Source organism: Actinomyces oricola, assembly GCF_004104015.1.
GTDB lineage: Bacteria > Actinomycetota > Actinomycetes > Actinomycetales > Actinomycetaceae > Actinomyces > Actinomyces oricola.
Genome location: NZ_RYFV01000007.1, coordinates 25,598 through 43,558 on the forward strand (window position 1 = coordinate 25,598; position 17,961 = coordinate 43,558).

General features: G+C 69.7%; 14 protein-coding genes. 7 read left to right on the forward strand and 7 right to left on the reverse strand.

Annotated features, from left to right (window positions below; all coding sequences use genetic code 11):
• Positions 1 to 3: 3 nt before the first annotated feature.
• Both EUC46_RS04340 and EUC46_RS13250 read right to left on the reverse strand, forming a co-directional pair.
• Positions 4 to 708 carry a DUF4129 domain-containing protein gene (locus tag EUC46_RS04340; RefSeq protein ID WP_241655385.1) on the reverse strand — a complete coding sequence of 235 codons (705 nt, stop codon included), beginning with the start codon at positions 706 to 708 and terminating at the stop codon, positions 4 to 6.
• Positions 709 to 717: 9 nt separating this feature from the next.
• A complete protein-coding gene (locus EUC46_RS13250) occupies positions 718 to 2,079 on the reverse strand; it encodes a DUF7847 domain-containing protein (protein WP_128772970.1) in 1,362 nt (453 codons plus the stop codon).
• Between the two features lie 125 nt (positions 2,080 to 2,204).
• Between EUC46_RS13250 and mtrA the strand changes: the two genes are divergently transcribed.
• Together mtrA and mtrB are read left to right on the forward strand one after the other, a co-directional pair.
• The gene (gene mtrA / locus EUC46_RS04350; protein WP_128772971.1) at positions 2,205 to 2,888 is read left to right on the forward strand and encodes an MtrAB system response regulator MtrA; all 684 of its coding nucleotides are present in this window, start codon (positions 2,205 to 2,207) and stop codon (positions 2,886 to 2,888) included.
• A gap of 55 nt (positions 2,889 to 2,943) precedes the next feature.
• Positions 2,944 to 6,492 (forward strand): MtrAB system histidine kinase MtrB, encoded by a 3,549-nt coding sequence (mtrB, locus tag EUC46_RS12910; protein ID WP_241655386.1) that lies wholly within the window; start codon positions 2,944 to 2,946, stop codon positions 6,490 to 6,492.
• A gap of 117 nt (positions 6,493 to 6,609) precedes the next feature.
• On the opposite strand, the gene hpf is transcribed toward mtrB, so the two are convergent.
• Together hpf and EUC46_RS04370 are read right to left on the reverse strand one after the other, a co-directional pair.
• A complete protein-coding gene (gene hpf / locus EUC46_RS04365; protein ID WP_128772973.1) occupies positions 6,610 to 7,251 on the reverse strand; it encodes a ribosome hibernation-promoting factor, HPF/YfiA family in 642 nt (213 codons plus the stop codon).
• A gap of 169 nt (positions 7,252 to 7,420) precedes the next feature.
• A complete protein-coding gene (locus EUC46_RS04370) occupies positions 7,421 to 8,368 on the reverse strand; it encodes a ComF family protein (protein ID WP_128772974.1) in 948 nt (315 codons plus the stop codon).
• Between the two features lie 268 nt (positions 8,369 to 8,636).
• Between EUC46_RS04370 and secA the strand changes: the two genes are divergently transcribed.
• Complete coding sequence (gene secA / locus EUC46_RS04375) at positions 8,637 to 11,519, forward strand: preprotein translocase subunit SecA (protein ID WP_128772975.1); 2,883 nt, start codon at positions 8,637 to 8,639, stop codon at positions 11,517 to 11,519.
• A 190-nt stretch (positions 11,520 to 11,709) separates the two neighbouring features.
• Here the strand turns inward: secA and EUC46_RS04380 are convergent, their stop codons facing one another.
• Positions 11,710 to 12,276 (reverse strand): Rv3235 family protein, encoded by a 567-nt coding sequence (locus EUC46_RS04380; protein WP_128772976.1) that lies wholly within the window; start codon positions 12,274 to 12,276, stop codon positions 11,710 to 11,712.
• A 45-nt stretch (positions 12,277 to 12,321) separates the two neighbouring features.
• On the reverse strand, positions 12,322 to 13,029 hold the full coding sequence (locus EUC46_RS13255; RefSeq protein WP_128772977.1) for a LysM peptidoglycan-binding domain-containing protein: 708 nt from the start codon (positions 13,027 to 13,029) through the stop codon (positions 12,322 to 12,324).
• A 134-nt stretch (positions 13,030 to 13,163) separates the two neighbouring features.
• Here EUC46_RS13255 and EUC46_RS04390 point away from each other — a divergent pair, with 134 nt between their 5' ends.
• Positions 13,164 to 13,688 (forward strand): Fis family transcriptional regulator, encoded by a 525-nt coding sequence (locus tag EUC46_RS04390; protein WP_128772978.1) that lies wholly within the window; start codon positions 13,164 to 13,166, stop codon positions 13,686 to 13,688.
• Between the two features lie 6 nt (positions 13,689 to 13,694).
• On the opposite strand, the gene EUC46_RS04395 is transcribed toward EUC46_RS04390, so the two are convergent.
• The gene (locus EUC46_RS04395; protein WP_128772979.1) at positions 13,695 to 13,922 is read right to left on the reverse strand and encodes a helix-turn-helix domain-containing protein; all 228 of its coding nucleotides are present in this window, start codon (positions 13,920 to 13,922) and stop codon (positions 13,695 to 13,697) included.
• Positions 13,923 to 14,203: 281 nt separating this feature from the next.
• Here EUC46_RS04395 and EUC46_RS04400 point away from each other — a divergent pair, with 281 nt between their 5' ends.
• From EUC46_RS04400 to EUC46_RS04410, 3 genes are read left to right on the forward strand one after another with little or no spacing between them, the layout of a single operon-like run.
• Positions 14,204 to 14,725: a hypothetical protein gene (locus EUC46_RS04400; protein WP_241655387.1), complete on the forward strand. Its 522-nt coding sequence runs from the start codon at positions 14,204 to 14,206 to the stop codon at positions 14,723 to 14,725.
• Positions 14,722 to 17,427 (forward strand): hypothetical protein, encoded by a 2,706-nt coding sequence (locus tag EUC46_RS13260; protein ID WP_277750472.1) that lies wholly within the window; start codon positions 14,722 to 14,724, stop codon positions 17,425 to 17,427. Before EUC46_RS04400 ends, EUC46_RS13260 begins: the two co-directional genes overlap by 4 nt.
• A gap of 16 nt (positions 17,428 to 17,443) precedes the next feature.
• Complete coding sequence (locus tag EUC46_RS04410) at positions 17,444 to 17,914, forward strand: DUF6912 family protein (RefSeq protein WP_128772981.1); 471 nt, start codon at positions 17,444 to 17,446, stop codon at positions 17,912 to 17,914.
• The last annotated feature ends 47 nt before the right edge of the window (positions 17,915 to 17,961 follow it).

Genomic DNA, 17,961 nt, shown 5'->3' on the forward strand with positions numbered 1-17,961 from the left:
TACTCATAGTGCGGCCTCCGCAAGCGCGCGGGCCTGCTGCTGGTGCGATGGGCGGAAGTTGTCGATGGCGCGCGCCAGGCTGCGCATCCACTCGTCCTGGGCCGGGGTGGAGGCCACCTCTCCGTAGCGCACGGCGTCGAAGAGCCCGGCCGCCCGGTGGAGCTCGTCGCTGAAGGGGGCCACCGGCACTGAGGCGACGACGGCGGCCTCGTGCGCCGTCATCCCCGGATAGTCCTCAATGAGACCGCGCTCGTCCAAGGAGCGGATGATTGCGCGGAAGCGTTCGACAACCGCGGTGGCGAAGTCCCCCTGGGCGGCGGCAGCGTCAGCGACCCGGGTCAGGGTGGCGGCGTCACGGTCATCCTCGAACAGGGTCGCCTTCCTCATTTTCACCCTGTGGGCCTGGGTGATGCGCGTGACCAGGGCGATGATGGCGATCAGGAGGGCCCCCAGGAGGAGCACGGAAATAGCGGCGGACAGCCAGGGAGGCGCCTGGGGGATCACAGTGGTGGGGTTCAGGTGCTCGGTGATCCACTTCCACACCATCTCCAGCAGGTTCGGGCGCGGGTGGTAGGCGGGCTTGGCGAGTTCGGCCTGCGCGGCCTCGCGCGCCTCCTGCGCGTCGGGCGTGGCCGGGACCTCAAGGGCCGGACGGGCCGCGACCATGCGCGCCGCGAGGAGGTTGAGGGAGTCCATGTGCTGTGCCATGCCGTGCCCTCACACGCCGGCGGCCTGGCGCAGCTCGACGTCCAGACCCTCGTTGCGCATCCGCAGATCCACATAGATTAAGGCGGTCACCGAAGCGTTGAAGGGCAGCACCAGGGCGCTGAGGACGGCTGTGATAAAGGTTATGAGCGCCATAAAAAAGGCGTACATCTCCGGGGCGATCACGGCGAAGCCGGATCCGACAACACCCGTTGCGCCAGAGATCGCTCCAGAGATTATTGAGGTAATCAGGCCGGCGAGGAACAGGGTTCCCAACACCTTCCAGAAATTACCGCGGGTCAAGGCCCAAGAGCGCTTTATGCCCTCAATGACGCCAATGTTCTCCAGGACCAGGGCGGCGGGGGCCACAGACAGTCGGACCGCAATGAAGGCAATGGCCACGCCGGTGGCAATAACGAGGAACAGGAGCAGCATGAGGAACAGAATAAAGAGCCCCGGGCTCACATCCTCACCGCTATCCGATACGGCCGTGGATATGATGACGTATCCCATGGCCATGCTGGCGGCGCTGACGATCGCGATGATGGCACCGTTGATCAGGCTCAGGAGCAAGGTTTGGCCGATGAGGGCCAGGACCCGGTCCTTGGTGCGCTCCCATGCCTCCCCCGGGGTGGGCAAGCGGCCCAGCACGGCCCGCGAGACTGCGACAATGAGCAGCCCGGTCAAGATGGTGCTCGCCAGGGCGACGAGCAGGGTCCGCAGCAGGTCGCTGCCCGAGGCGGCCAGGACCGCGAAGACCGCATCCATCTCGGAGTAGGAGGAGTCGACGGTGCCGGCGCTCAGGCTGGCCAGCGGAGCGACTGACAGGTAGGTGAGCACTGCCGAGAGCAGGCCAATGACACTCATGACCACCAGCGAGGGCAGGAACATGGCCCGGGGGTTAACCCGCAGGGCCTCGAAAGCGCCGCCGAGGATCTCAAAAACGCTCAAAGGCCGCAGGGGGACAATGCCCGGCTTGGGGGTCAGAAGGAGGCCCGGCGGGATAGCGCCAGGGGCGTAGGGGTTCTGCCCTGCGGGGGCAGGGCCTGCGGGGCCGCCGGCAGTTGGGTAGGAGTACGGGCCTGCGGGGCCGGGGGCCGGATAGGGGTTCTGCCCGGGAGCGCCGGGGCCGGGGCCGCCGGCAGTCGGGTAGGGGTACGGTCCTGCGGGGCCGCCGGCCGGGTAGGGGTACTGGTCGGGAGCGCCGGGGCCGGCAGCCAGGTAGGGATACGGTCCTGCGGGGCCGCCGGGACCGGGGGCGGAGTAGGGATTCTGCTCTCCCGGCACCCCGCCAGGAGGCGCGCCAGGAGGGCTGTACCCGGGGGCAGAGGAAGAGCCGGACGGAGGCAGCCAGCTCGTGTTGTCGCTGCTCATGGGCACATGCTGGCACGCGCCGAGATGCGGATCATCCGCCCCGAGGAGGAGAACGTTCTCAGGGGGTGTCCCGTCCTACGGCGAGGAGGAAGCGCGAAGACGGTGGGCGTGCCAAGATACGGTCCATGAGTACGCGCATCCTCGTCGTCGACGACGACACGGCCCTCGCGGAGATGATCGGGATCATGCTGGAGGCTGAGGGCTATCTCACGTCCTTCTGCCCGGACGGTGCCGCAGCCATGGAGGCCTTCCGCACGGAGAATCCTGACCTGGTGCTCTTGGACCTCATGCTCCCGGGGTTGGACGGCGTCGAGATCTGCCGTCTCATTCGCGCCGAGTCCGACGTTCCAGTGATTATGCTCACTGCGCGCACTGACACCCAGGACGTGGTGGCGGGGTTGGAGGCCGGGGCTGACGACTACGTGACCAAGCCCTTTAAATCCAAGGAGCTGCTGGCCCGGGTGCGCACTCGACTGCGGCGCAACCCCGATGGCGGGATCAATGAGCACGTGCGCGCCGGCGACCTGGATATTGACGTCGCCGGCCACCAGATCTACCGCGGGCAGCAGCTGATTGCGCTCACACCCCTGGAGTTCGAGCTCCTGGTGACCCTGGCGCGCCAGCCCTGGAGGGTTTTCAGTCGCGAGGAGCTTCTGGAGAAGGTGTGGGGCTATCAGCACGCCGCCGACACGCGCCTGGTCAATGTCCACGTTCAGCGCTTGCGCTCCAAGATCGAGATCGATCCTGAGCACCCGGCCATTGTGGTGACTGTCCGCGGAGTGGGCTACCGGGTGTCTAACGACAGATGACCGCCGACCCCCGCCGCCGCCCTCAAGGCGCGCCGCGAAGAGGCGCGACAGTGCCATGAGCAGTCGTCACTCTGGTCGGCACACCTCAGAAGACAACGGCTCCCCCTCCCCGGCCCCTGCCGTCGGCCGCAGCCTGTCGACGCGCATGGCGACTCTGGCGACCCTCAACGGAGCGGTGATTATCGTCGTCCTCCTGATCCTGGTCACCGCCCAGATCCGCGACGAGGTCTTCGCCGGCCGCCGGGACGTCATTCTGGCTGACGCCGGCCAGCGGGTGCTGGCCGCCCAAGCGGAGTTCGACTCGGCCACCGCCACCACCCCCGATGAGGTGGCCGCCGTCGCTCGCGGGCAGGTGCGCCAGATCAAGGAATCCGCCTCGGGCGCGGGGGCGGTGGGCGTGGTGATGGAACGGTCCAGCACCGAAACCTCTGCCGCAGTGGTCAATGACCTGTCCACGGACCCCAACCTGTCCGCCCTCATCACCCCCGAACTGGTCGCACAGGTCGAAGCCGAGCAGAAGGGCGGCCTGAAATGGCAGTCCGTGGCCCTGATCGGGGCCGACGGCGAATCCGACCCCGGCATTGTGGTGGGTTCCCCGGTGACCTTGCCCATGGCCGGCCGCTACGACCTCTATTTGGTCTACTCCCTGGCCCCGGAGCAGAGGGTCATTGATGGCGCCGCGCGAGCCGTGGCCCTGGCCGGTATTGGCTTCGTCCTCATACTCATCCTGGGGGTGTGGGCGCTGACCTGGCGCGTCCTCATCCCGGTTAAGCGCACCTCCCTGGCCGCCGAGCGCCTGGCCGCCGGCATGCTCTCAGAGCGCCTCGACGAGCACGGGAACGATGAGTTGGCGGCCCTGGCCCGCTCCTTCAATAAGATGGCCGCCTCCCTGGAGAGCCAGATCGAGCGCTATGTGCTCTTGTCCAAAGTGCAGAGGCTCTTCGTCTCGGACGTCTCCCATGAGCTGCGCACCCCCCTGACCACCATCCAGGCCGCCGCCGAACAGATCTACGACTGCCGCGACGAAATCCCCGACCCACTGGTGCGCCGCTCCTCCGAGCTCCTTTACGACCAGGTCGACCGACTTCAGGCCATGCTCACCGACCTACTGGAGATCTCCCGCATTGACTCCGGTCATGTCGAGCTGCGCCCCCGCCACACCGACATGCGCGAGGTCGTGACCTCGGTATTGGAGATTAACGCCTTCCACGTCACCGGCTCAGGGGCGCAGATCCGATTGCACCTGCCCGACGAGCCCGTCGTCGCCCAGATCGATGTGCGCCGGGTAGAGAGAATTATTCGCAACCTGGTCATTAACGCCCTGGAGCACGCCGAGTCCAAACCCATTGACATCACTGTGGCGGGCAATGAGCAGGCCGTGGCGGTGCGGGTACGGGACCATGGAGTGGGCATGAGCCCGGACGTGGTCTCCAAGGTCTTCGATCGCTTCTTCAGAGCAGATGCCTCCCGAAAACGGACCCTGGGCGGCACCGGGCTCGGCCTGTCGATCTCCCTGGAGGACGCTCACCTGCACGGGGGCACCTTGACCGCATGGGGGTGGCCCTCGGAAGGCGCCTCATTCCTGCTGACCCTGCCGCGTGAGCTGGGCCCCGAGGGCACCGCGGGCCACCTGAATGGCCCAGGGCCCCTCGAGCTCGTACCCGAGGACGCCCCAAGCGTGGCGCGCACCCCCCCCGCGCTCCACCGCCCGGACCGAGGGCGCCTCCAGGGCGGTACTCGGTCCAGCCCCGGTCTCGCGGCGCTCGCGGGTGCGGGACCACGACTCTTCCTCGCCCGCCACTGCCCCGGAGGAGACCGCCACCCCCGGACACATCACCGTCCTGGGTCCGGGTCAGGCCCCCTCGGCAATGACCCCGGACAGCACCACCGGCCGGTGGCGACGATGAGCTCCCCAGCGTCTGGGACGCCCCGCCCCCGGGGCGCCGAGTGGTCCCGCCGCCACCTTCTGGGGCTGCTCGCCGCCGGGGTCGGGACCCTGGGCGCCTGCTCGGCGCTGCCCACCTCGGGCGAGGTGTTCACCGGGGGAGTGATCTCGGATGACGACGCTCAGCTGGTCCAGACTGCCGAGGGCCCTATCCGGGGCGCCGGCCCCGAGGTAATCGTTCAAGGCTTCCTGCGCGCCTGTGCCGCCGGGTTCTCCGACGGCTTCGCCACTGCGCGCTCCTTCCTCTTCCCCACCCTCTCGGAAACCTGGAACCCCACTGAGGCAGTGCGCGTCTACGCCGGCTCGACCGCCCCCACGGTGAAGCAGGGCCCCAACGGGGCGGTGAACGTGGCCGCCGAACTCCTGGGAGTCCTGGACTCCACCCGGGTCTTCACCGCCCAGCCGGACCCGAACTACTCCGAGAGCTTGTCCCTGGCCACCACCTCGCAGGGCCAGTGGCGCATTGTCGCCCTGCCCATGGGGGTGCTCTTGTCCTCGTCGAGTCTGGCGGCCAGCTTCGCGGACTGCTCCCTGTTCTTCTTGTCCTCGGACTGCACCCGCCTGGTCCCTGAGCTGCGCTGGTTCCCCCGCCGCAGACTCTTGGTGTCCCTGGTCGAGGCGCTTCTCAAAGGGCCCTCGCCCTGGCTGGCAGCCGGGGTGATCTCCGCAGTGCCGGAGGGGACCGCCCTAGTGGGCGATGGGGTGAAGGTCGACGGTTCGACCGCGACGGTTCTCCTATCCGCCCAGGCGGCTTCGGCGAGCCCCCGAGTCCAGGCCCTGTTGGTGGACCAGATTAAGGGGACGCTACTGCAAGTCGGTGGCGTCGCCGAGGTGGTGGTCACCGCCGACTCCGCGCCCATGGAGTCCTCTGCTGGGCTTATTGCCTCAACAGCTCCTTCCGCAGGAAGCCTGGTGGGCATTGCCGGCGGTGAAGTGGTCCAGGGCGTGGAGGAGCCGCGCAGCGTCCTGGTCAACGCCGACGTCTTGGAGGGCCTGGAGCCGCGCCATCCTGCGCTGGGGCCGGACAGGACCGTTTATCTGGTCTCGGGTGAACGGCTCATGCGGATCTCCGCGGATGCCTCCGAGGTTGCCGAGGCCGCCGTCTTGGGGCCGGGGGCGGTTCTGCCCCCGGTGGTCGACAGACACGGTTGGGTCTGGACGGGGGCCGCCGGGGCCCTGAGCGTCCTGAACGCCCAGGGCGCGCGTGCAGAACTGGATGCCGCCTGGCTCTCCGGCGCCGAGGTGCTGGATCTTGATCTGTCTTGCGAGTCTGAGCGCCTGGCGGTGCGCTACACCAAGGAGGGCCGGACCCATGTGGGGGTTGCCGCCGTGCGGCGCAATGAGCGCGGCCAGCCCGTGGGACTGGGTGAGCCGCTGGCGCTGGACGTGGCCGCGGGTTGGGGCCTGACCTGGCAGGACCCGGTTGCCCTGGTGGCCCTGGAGGAGGGGACCGACGGCGTCTCCATGGTGCGCCGGACCCTGGTGGGGGGAACCTCCTCAATAACGGCGGGGGTTGCCGGCGCCGGGAGGGTGGTTGCCGACCGGGTCGGGGGCGACATCCTCCTGTCTGACGGCGCCGGGCAGGTGTGGCAGCGCGCCGGCGCGACCTGGCGATCCCTGGGCGCTGACGTCTCCGACCTGGCCTACTCCCTGTCCTAGAAGTCCCAGGGCCCGAGCCCGTCATGTGAGGACCCGCTCACGGCGCGACAGGGCACCCCACCAGTTGGCGGCAGGGCGCCCTCGCCCCTGGCAGGGGCGCCGCTCAGGGAGGCGGACTCACAGCACCTGGGCGTCCAACCGGATGACGCCGTAGGTCCAGCCGTGGCGATGGTAGACAGCGCAGGGCTGCTTGCTCGCCTTTTCAATGAAGAGATAGAAGGGGTGCCCCACCAGCTCCATCTGGTAGAGGGCCTCGTCCACTGTCATGGGGACCGCCTCATACAGTTTCTGGCGCACGATCACCGGGGAGTCGCCGAGCTGGGCCTCCACGGCCACGCCATGCTTGGTGGGGGCCGAGGGGGAGTCCTCGATGGGGGCGTCATCGGTCTCGGGGATGACGACCTCCTCCGGGGCGGGCGCCTCCGCGCTCGGTGCGGCCACGACGGCGTAGCGCCGGTGGTTCTTCTTGCGGTCACGGGCGCGGCGCAGACGCTCGGTCAGCTTGCCCATGGCGATGTCGAAGGCGGCGAAGCGATCGGAGGAGGTGGCCTCAGCCCGGATAATCGGGCCTTTGGAGATCACAGTGATCTCAGCCCGCTCGGCGGTGTCCGCTTGACGGGGGTTGCGCTCGTGGGTGACCTCGACCTCGACGCGCTGGACGCGGGGGTCGAATTGCTCGACCTTGGTGGCCTTCTCCTCAATGTAGTTGCGCAGGCGCGAACTGATCTCTGCGTTGCGGCCGACGACAGTGATGTCCATGGTGGACTCTCTTTCTGGGGGTGATGATCCTGTGAGGGGATCGGTCTGGATGTCACCCACCGCACGTCGCGGTGGGCCCTGATATGGGGGTCACCACCTCCTGCGGTATGCCAGGGGAGTGCGGCGGCATCTCCGACACCACAACTCCGTGTGTCCGGTACCACATAATCTACCTTACGGAGGGCCGGGAAGTGGCGTGAGCGCAGGCCTGATCGCCGGTGGCTAAACCCCTGGGGAGTAGGCCCCTCCTGGTGTGCGGCCCCGTCGTGGTGCAGGCGAGAACCAGGGCTCCCAGGACTCGGGCGCCGGCCTGCTCCAGGGCTCGCCGGCAGGCGCCCAGGGTCGCCCCTGTGGTCACGACGTCGTCAACCAGCAGCACCTCCCGCCCCGCCACCGGGGCCAGGACCCGGGGCGGGTCCGCCCGGTTGACGCGCCGCTGTCGGGCCGATCGCCCCCTTTGGTGGGCGCTGCCAGAGCCGCGCCCCCGCGATCGCCGCAGCAGGTCGGCGCTGAGCACCTGGGGGGAGGCGGTGTCGGGGGGCTTTGCCCCGCCGCCCCGGGCCCCTGGGGCGGCCGCGTCGATAAGCGCCTCCCCCCAGCCGTGGGCGACGCCCCGCGCGACGTCGTCGGCCAGTGCGGCGGCCACCAGGCGGCCGGCGGCGCGGCGCGCCAGGCCCGAGGGGGCCGGCACCACCAGCAGCCCACTCCCATCGGTGAGGACTGTCGGGTTCGTGCGCTGCGCCCACCAGCGCCCGCAGCGCCGTCCGACCCGGGCCATCACCCGGTCAAGATCCTGGCGCCTGCCCTGCTTCCAGGCCAGGATCATTTCGCGCACCGGCCCCGTGTAGGGGGCTGCGGCCACCACCGTCAAGTCGCCGGCGGCCTCGGCGTGCTGGACCTCCAGGGGCTCAGCGGTCAAGAGGGCCAGGCAGTCGGAGCACAATACCGTCTCCCAGCGCCCGCAGCCCGCGCAGGTCAGGGGCAGCCCCAGGCGCGCGCCCTGAGTGAGTGCCGTGAGCAGTCGCGCCCCCGGCCCCGGGCGGGGTTCAGTGGGGCCGGGCGGTGAGGCCGGCGTGGATAGCCGCGCCAACCCGGGATAGGGCTCAAAGGTGGTCATGGACACACAGTGGCACAAGGCGTCGTCGAGGAGGCCGCCGGGCCCCAGGATTCCCACAGGCCGGGTCCGCCACAGGGCGCGGGCCGGGCCTGTGGAGCCGGGGCGCCCGTGCGGGCTCCGGGAGGGGGAATCGCGTCGGACTTGCGCGGTCCACTAGCATGAGCACCATCTGTGCCCGATCCGCACGGGGGCGGGCGCGTGGCGGGGCGCCGCGGGGCGCCCCAGGATACTGTGGATACTGTGCTTGACGTCCAAGGGAGAAGCAAAGGTGTCGATTGTCGACCGGATCCTTCGCATTGGCGAGGGTCGCACCCTTAAGAAGCTCGACGCCCTCGCCAGCCGGGTTGAGGCCCTCGCGGAGGTCTACCGCGATCTTTCAGACGAGGACCTGCGCGAGGCCACTGAGGACCTTAAGGACCAGTACGATAAGGGCGCCACCTTGGATGAGCTCCTTCCCGAGGCCTTCGCCACCGTGGTCGAGGCCGCCGACCGCGTGCTGGGCATGCGCCCCTACCACGTGCAGATTATGGGTGGTGCCGCCCTGCACCTGGGCAATATTGCCGAGATGAAGACCGGTGAGGGCAAGACCCTGGTGGCCACCATGCCCTCCTATCTGCGGGCCCTGACGGGCAAGGGCGTCCACGTCGTCACCGTCAACGACTACCTCGCCGAGTACCAGTCCGACCTCATGGGGCGCGTCCACCGCTTCCTGGGGTTGACCACCGGCTGCATCCTCACCGGCCAGACCCCGGCCGAGCGCCGTGAGCAGTACGCGATGGACATCACCTACGGCACCAATAACGAGTTCGGCTTCGACTATTTGCGCGACAATATGGCCCAGCGCGCCGAAGACCTGGTCCAGAGGGGCCACGCCTTCGTCATTGTCGATGAGGTCGACTCCATCCTCATTGACGAGGCCCGCACCCCCCTCATTATCTCCGGTCCGGCCAGTGGGGACGTTAACAAGTGGTACAAGGAATTCGCCATTATGGCTGGGCGCCTGCGCGCCGGAAAGGACTACGAGGTCGACGAGAAGAAGCGCACCGTCGGCGTCCTGGCCCCCGGCATTGAGCGCGTTGAGGACTACCTGGGCGTTGACAACCTCTACGAGTCGGAGAACACCCCGCTCATCGGCTTCCTCAACAATGCCATTAAGGCCAAGGAGCTCTTCCACCTGGATAAGGACTACATTGTGCGCGACGGCGAGGTGCTCATCGTCGATGAGCACACCGGGCGCGTACTGCCGGGCCGCCGCTACAACGAGGGCATGCACCAGGCCATTGAGGCCAAGGAGCATGTGGAGATCAAGGCCGAGAACCAGACGCTGGCCACGATCACCCTCCAGAACTACTTCCGTCTTTACCCCGAGGGCTCGCGCTGCGGCATGACCGGCACCGCCGAGACCGAGGCCGCCGAATTCGCGGGCACCTACAAGATCGGCGTGGTCCCGATCCCCACCAATAAGCCCATGATCCGCGTCGACCAGCCTGATCTGGTCTACACCAATGTCAAGGCCAAGCTGGAGGCCGTTGTCGACGACATTGCCGAGCGCCACGAGGTCGGCCAGCCGGTCCTGGTGGGTACCACCAGCGTGGAGAAGTCCGAACAGCTTTCGGCCATGCTGCGCAGGCGGGGCATCCCCCATCAGGTCCTCAACGCCAAGCAGCACGCCCGTGAGGCCGCCGTCGTCGCCCTGGCCGGGCGCAAGGGAGCCGTCACCGTGGCCACGAACATGGCGGGCCGCGGCACCGACATTATGCTGGGCGGCAACGCCGAGCACATTGCGGTCACCGCCTTGAAAGAGGCGGGCCTGGACCCCTCCGGGACCCCCGAGGAGTACGAGAGGGCCTGGCCCTCCGCCCTGGCGGCCGCCAAGGAGGCGTGTGCGGCTGAGCACGATGAGGTCGTCTCCCTGGGCGGCCTGTACGTGCTGGGCACTGAGCGCCACGAGTCGCGGCGCATTGACAACCAGCTGCGCGGCCGCTCCGGGCGCCAGGGGGACCCCGGCGAGTCCCGTTTCTACCTGTCCATGGAGGACGACCTCATGCGCATGTTCGCCTCCGGGGTGGCTCAGCGCATTATGGGCTCGGACGCTTACCCCGACGACGTGCCCCTGGAGTCCAAGATGGTCACTCGCGCCATTGCCTCGGCTCAGCGGCAGGTGGAGTCGCGCAACTACGAGATCCGCAAGAACGTCCTGAAGTACGACGACGTCATGACCGAGCAGCGCGAGAAGGTCTACTCCGAGCGCCGCCGGGTGCTCAAGGGAGAGGATCTGGAGCCGCAGATCGAGCGCTTCCGCTCCTACGCCGTGGAGACCATGGTGCGCGCGCGCACGGCCGAGGGCAGGCCCGACCAGTGGGACCTGGAGGCCCTGTGGGGCGACCTGGGTCATCTCTACCCGGTGGGGATTACCTCCGAGGAGGTTGTTGAGGCTGTCGGCGGAGTGGATTTCCTGACCGACGAGCGCCTGATCACCGAGCTCAGCGACGACGTGGCCGTGGCCTACGAGGACGCCGAGGCGGCCATTACTGACAATGCGCTGGCCCAGGCCCAGCTCGGTAAGGACCCCATGCGCGTGCTGGAGCGGCGGGTGCTGTTGGCGGTGGTGGACAAGCGCTGGCGCGAACACCTTTACGAGATGGACTATCTCAAGGAGGGAATCGGTCTGCGCGCCATGGCTCAGCGCGACCCGCTAGTGGAGTACGCCAACGAGGGCGCGCACATGTTCCGGGCGATGATGGAGGGCATTCGGGAGGAGACCATTGAGCAGATCTTCGCCAATGTTGCCCGCTTCGCCCAGGCCGCGGCGCGCGCCGCCGAGGAGGGCGTGGCCGATGCCGCCCACATGGTCTCCGGGGCGGCGGACGGCACTGGCGCCGCGGGCCTGAAGGTCAAGGCGGTGGTGACGCCCAAGGGCTCCAAGGGCTCGGTGCTGGGGGACACCGGTCAGGCCGCCATGAACCGGCGCGTCACCTACTCCGCGCCGGCAGAGGGTGGTGGCCAGATTGCAACTTCGGCCGGTCCGGGCTCGGCCAATAGGCTTGCGGCCCCCGCTCGGGCTTCCGCTGCGGAGCCGGCCGCTCAGGGGGGCAACCGCGCCCAGCGGCGGCGGGCGGCCAAGAAGCAGAAGCGCCGTCGCCGCCACTGAGACGGCCTCGGGGCTTGCCCGGCGTCGCCGCGCGTGAGGCGGCCCGGCGACGCCGGGCGGGCTCCCGCACCGGTTTCTTGTCGCGACGGGGCCCCGGGGCCATGCCGCTGGCCGGTACTCGGCTGTCACAGCTGTCACAACTGCCACAGCGCCGAAGATCACGAAGATCACGACGATCACGAAGTCCGCTTCAGGCGATTTCCAGGTTGGCCAGCACCCACCTGCCGTGATGCGGTTCCAGCCGGGCGGCAGCGGCGCGGACGCGCTCTCCGTCGTCGAGCAGGACCGTGGCCTCCTGGGCGCCGCTGGCCGTGGATTGAAGGTGGACCGAACGCGCCCGCGGACGCGCGCCCGCCTGCTCGCCGAGCAGTCGCGATGCCAGGCCGGCTCGGCGAGCCAGGGCGTCGAAGAGGTCCGGAGTGGTCCATCGCATGAGGTGCTGGACTGGGCGCAGTCCGCACAGTACCTCGGCGGCCGCCGCGACGAGGGAGGCCGCCGCCCGGGAGGGGGCGGGGACGCAGGCCGCGGGTGAGCCGCCGGCCCCGCGGCCGGCCGGGGTTGCCAGGCGCGGCTGGAAGCGCAGCCGGTCCCAATCCGTGGTCCTGGCCGTGGCTGTCAAGACCGGCCGGGCCACCGGGGTGCCGGCCCGTGGACTTCGACGCACCGACCGGGTGGTCCGGGGCGCGGAGGGCGCCGGCCGACGCCGACGGGGCTCTGGCTGGGCCGCGGGCGGGGGAGAGGTGAGGGTAGCGGTCATAACGGGTCTCCTGTCAGAGCGGGAATCGTGCCGATGCGCAGGCACTCAGAAGGCGGTTTCGGCTGGGGGCGGAGTGGTCAAGGCGACGGGAAGGTCCAGGACCTGGCCCGGACGGATGAGGTCGGGGTCGGCGCCGACCTCGTGGGAGTTGGCGGCGTAGAGCGAGGGCCAGGCCTCGGTGACCTCGGCCGCGGAGGCGCCGGCGCCAAGAAGGTCGGCGGTGATCGACCACAGGGACTCTCCGGGCGCCACCACGTGGGCGCCCGCATCGGCGGGGGTCGGGCCGGCCGGCTCCTCCCACTCGGGGTCTGCGGTGTAGGTCGTGGCGGGGTCGGCGGTGTCGGTGGGTGCCGGCGAGGCACTGCGCCACCCCAGATCGTCGCCGGATACTGCGGGGGAGGCCAGGGCGGGGGCTGAGACCAGGGTGACGGCGATGCCTCCGGCCACCAGGCGCCGCACGGCGGGGGCGCCCCAGCGGGCCAGGACGAGGGCCGCTCCTCGGCGCAGGCTCATTGAGCGCACCGAGGGGCCGGATTCGGCCACAAGGGCTGTGAGGGCGGACAGGGCGTGCCAGCCGGCACCGAGGGTCCCGGCGCCGGCTGCCAGGAGGACCACGGTTGCTGAGACCTGTGCGGGCCCCCACCACGCCGGGGGAGCGGAGCACATGGTGGTCAGGGCCCGGGCGCTGGCGCACCCAAGACCCAGGCTCAATGCGCTTGCAACCATGAAAAGGGTGATGAGACGGTTTCGCATAGACATAGGGCATCCCGTACGTATCGTTATGTTTGAGTACGTTAGATACTCCAACGATATTGCTAGTGTGTCAAGAGTCTCATCTGGGTCGCTGGTCCCGGGTGGGACGGCGTGGTTCGTGGTGGGGTGGCTCCATGGACTGGGAGGCGGTTCTCGCTGATCTTGAGAGCACATTCGAGGCGGAGCGCCGTGCCGAGCTCGCTGCGCACAGTGCGGAACTGGCCGAAGCGGAGGCCGCCTCGATCGCGCTCTCCGATCGACTCCGCGGGGCCGTGGGCTCACGGGTGCGTTTGACCACCCGCGGCGGCCACGGCGTTCACGGCCTCCTTGTGCGGTGCGAGCAGGCCTTCGCGCTGGTTCGCGAGGATGAGGGCGCCCAAGTACTGGTGCCAATGGGGGCGGTTGCCAGCGTGCAGGGCCTGCCGGGGCCTGCGCCCGCCTTGGCCGGGCGACGACGTGTCACCCTGGGGTCCGCGCTGCGCGAGTTGGCGCGCCAGGGCGCGCGCCTGCGGCTGGTGCTCACCGGCGGGGAGATGATGGGGCGCCCGGTGCGGGTCGGGGCCGACTATGTTGACGTCGTCGTCGAAGGCGGCGGAGGCGGTCGACCGCGGAGGGTGACGGTGGCGCTGGCTGCTGTTGAGGTAGTTAGATCTCGTTGAGCACCCTCAGTGCCGCGCTGTCTCCCCGAAGCGCCCGGCCGCCACCATGGCCCGGGTGGAGGCGAGTTGGCGCTCAATGTACTCGTCCAGTGCGGTGTCCTCAATGCGCCACAGGTGGCGTGCGCCCACCTGGATAGCGGGCAGGTCCCCGGAGTGGATGAGGGAGCGGACTGCCTGGGCGGAGAGTTGAAGTTGGTCGGCCACCTCTGCAATGGTCAGGAAGCGTCGGGTCATGGCACGATGGTCTCACGCGCATACCCGAATGCGCTATCTCTGAACGACCTTTTGGACGCTCAAATCTCATCAATGAACATCGACAAGGATCATGAGCAACCGAGGAGGGTCCCGTGGCCCCACAGCGGCGAGTCCCGCTTGCACACCCCGATGAGTCCCAACCGCACGCTAACGACCCTCAGGGGAAGGCTATGCGCTGGAGACGCCCCACCTGGCGAGATCCACGTCTCGCCGCCGGCCTCGCCCTTGTGGGGGCCGCCGTCGCTCTGGGAGCCTGGGGCATGGACAAAGCCGCCAACACTGAGGAGCTCTATGCGCTCACCCGCGATGTCGCCCCCGGCGAGGACCTCACTGCCGACGGCGTGCTAACCGTGGTCTCTTCTCGACCTGGTACGGGGCAATACATTAAAGCTGGAGATCTGCCCACTGACGCGATCGCCACACGCTCCTTGAGCGCCGGCGAACTGCTTCCGGCCGGGGCTGTCGGGGAGGAGTCCGCACAGGATCTGCGTTCAGTAGTGCTTGAGATCTCCTCGGGGCTGCCGGCGACTGCGGGGGCCGGGGACAAGGTCGACCTGTGGGCCCTGCCCTCCGCCGAGGCCGGCGCGGACAAGTCTCAGGCGGCGCAGCAGGTCGCCGAGGGCCTCATTATCTCCGCGGTGGGGACGCCGAGCTCTTCCCTTGTGGGCTCCGGGACGACAAGCGTTGAGGTGCTTGTCCACGCCGGTTCGCTCAGTCAGGTGCTCACGGCTGTGGGCTCAGGCGGCCCTCTGGTGCTGGTGCCCACGGGTGAGGGCGTATGAGCGCTGTGCCCAGCCCTGACCGGGGCGTGCTGCTGGCCCTGAGTGGGGACGACGCCGAAATCCTGCGGGCGTTGAGTGTCCCGGGCAGTGGTATGAGCGTGGTGCGTCGCTGCGCGGACCTCCCCGAGCTTCTTTCGGCGGGCATGGCCGGTCTGGCCTCTTTGGTCGTCCTGGACACTGACTTCGATGAGACTGATCGCACGGTGCTGGAACGGTTGGGGAGCGCCGGACTGGCCGGTCTGCTGCTTGTGCCCGACGGGCAGGAGGCGCGCTGGGCGACCCTGGGCTGGAGCGTGTTGAGTCGGGAGGCGGAGCCCGCCGAAGTGCGCCGCACTCTCCAGGGCATGATGCGCGACAGCGGCCAGGGTCGGGGCCGCGACGGTGGCCAGAGCCGGATGTCGCGACTCGAGCGGAGAAGGAGGTCGCGCCGCGCATTGCGCCTGGCAGACGACACGGACGCCGCTGGTGCGACCCCGGGCTCTGACATTGACGATGCCCCGGGCCCGGGGGCCACCGTCCACACGATTTCGCCCGTCAACCAGGGGCGGAGGGCGTCGGGCGCGTTACGGAGCCTGCCGGCTCCCAGCTCCCCCGAGCCCCCGGCCTCCCCTGAACCCCCGGCCTCCCCTGAACCCCCGGGGAGCGCCGAGGTACTCGAGGCGCCCAATGGTCCCGCGGCTCCCGGGTCGCCGACCAACGAGCAACCGGGCGCCGGGCCGCAGCCGCAAGGCAGGCTGGTTGTGGTCTGGGGGCCCCACGGCGCACCGGGACGCACTACAGTGGCCGCCTCCTTGGCTCATGGGCTGGCTCGTGTGGGCCCGTCCATACTGGTGGACGCCGACGTTGAGGCGCCCAGCCTGGTCCAGGTGCTGGGGTTGCCGGAGGACTCCTCGGGGCTGGCGACCGCCGCGCGCCTGGCTACTCACGGGCGGCTGGACGCTGAGGCCTTCCAGAAACTGCTTCTGCCGGTGGAACTGGGGCCAAGGCTCTTATCCGGCCTGGGACGGGCCGGACGTTGGCGTGAACTGCCTCCGGTCTCCATGCGGGAGGTGTGGCAGTGGTGCCGTCGCTGCGCCGAGTGGACGGTTGTGGACATTGCCGGCGGCGCGATTGACGACGCCGTCGACGACTTCACGCTTGAGCCGGGGCGTGGTGCTGTGGCCGCCGATCTCATTCGCAGTGCCGACGTCGTGGTGGTGGTTGGTACGGGCGACCCCGTGGGGATACGCCGCCTTCTCCAGCTTCTCAGCGACCTGGATGAGGGCATGGAGCCCCAGGGACGGGTTGAGGTCGTGGTCAATCGGGTCCGCGCCTCAGCAGCGGGCCCTGCTCCGCAGCAGGCCGTGCGCGAGGCTATGCGCCGTTTCGGTGGACTGGACCAGGTAATAGTTCTTCCCGAGGACGGCGCTCTGGCGGACCGTTGCCTCATGGAGGGGCGTGCGGTGCTCCGGGACTCGGCCGCCAGCGCCCTGCCGGCTGGTCTGGCCGCTCTGGTGGACCGCGTTGATCCCGCCGCCAGCTGCACCGCGGCGACGAGCCGGGCCCGACGACGCCACCTACTCAGGGAGTTCGGTTCCAAGACTCGGCTGTCACGACTGATTGAGAGCCTGCGGGAGATGACGAGGCGCCAGGAGGGGTGGGAGCCCACCGCCTACGGGTCCGTCGCAGGCGCCGGCCATCCTCAGGGTGCGCCTGGGCCGCGGGGTGTGCCGGTGTCTCCGGCGGTGGCCGGGCCGCAGGGTACACCTGGTCCCCAGGGTGCGCCGGGTGCCCCGGTGTCTCCGGCGGTGGCCGGCCCCCAGGGTGTGCCTGGTCCGCAGGGTGTGCCTGGGCCGCGGGGTGTGCCGGTGTCTCCGGCGGTGGCCGGGCCGCAGGGTGCGCCTGGTCCCCAGGGTGCGCCGGGTGCCCCGGTGTCTCCGGCGGTGGCCGGCCCCCAGGGTGTGCCTGGTCCCCAGGGTGCGCCGGGTGCCCCGGTGTCTCCGGCGGTGGCCGGGCCGCAGGGTGCGCCTGGGCCCCAGGGCGCCCCGGTGTCTCCGGCTGCTGGTCCGCCCAATACGCCGGTCTCGCCAGTGGTGCAGGCTGCTCCAGCAGCCTCAACCGCAGTGGCTTCCCCGAGCGTTCCGGGTCCCGCTGGCGCATCCACCACCCAGATAGTTGCCATCCCGCCTCGGTCCCCGGGAGCAGCAGCGTCTCCGAGCGCGCCCGGCCCCGGCGGCGTGTCCACCACCCAGATTGCTGTGATCCCGCCCCTGTCGCCGGGAGCGGCGGCCTCCCCGGGCGCCCCCGGCTCTGGCGGCGCCCCCACCGCGCAAATGGCAGCAATCCCACTGAACGCGCCACGAGCATCGGAGAAGCCAGAATCGGCCGATGCGCCCACCTCCCAGATGGCGGCCATCGCCCCAATCGCCCCAGGTTCCGCGCCCGCCCCGACTGCTCCGGCCGTTCCGGTCACCCCGGAGAGCCGACGCTCCGCCCGCCCCCCAGTGCCCCGCCGTCGTTCAATAGCTCTGCGGGAAGTCTCCAGGTCCTCCACCAGGACCCCGGAGCAGGCCGCCACGCCGCCCGCCCGCATTGAGCGGGGCACCGGCCGCAGGGTCAAGCAGGTGTCCCCCGCACCCCCGCCGCCCCCGGCCGACCAGGGGCAGGTTGGTGAGAGCCGGCGGAGTGCGTCTCGGCGCGCCAAAGGACGCCACAGTCTTTGACGGGCAGACTGTGCCCATGCGCATCTACCTGCCCGCTACAGCCGCTGACCTGCGCGCCGACACGATCTCCCCACGCCTCGCCCACGCCCCGACCCCTGCCCTGGCCCGGGCGCTGCCCGAGGAGGACCAGGAGGGTCTGGAGGTCTCAGCGAGCCTGTGCGCCGCTGACGCCTCCCTGGTGCTGCTGGCCGAGCCGGGGGCGGCCGGACTGGCCGACCGCCGCATTGTTGTCGCCGCGGATGTCGAACCAGAGGCTGCGCACGAACTCGCCCCCGGTGGGGACGTGCTGCCAGGGACAGTGAAGGTCACTACGGAGGTGCCCTGGGACCAGGTGGCCGCCGTGCTCGTCGACGAGGCGGCTGTCGAGCCCGATGTGCACGCCGCCCGCCTGGGCGACGAGGAGGCCTTCGAGAGGACCGCGCAGGCGGACCTGCTGTGGTTCGATGTCACAGAGAAGCAGGCCTTGGCCGCCGAGCTCGGCGTGTGAGCGCTCGCTCAGACAACGGGCAGGACCGCCACCTGGATGGAATCGGC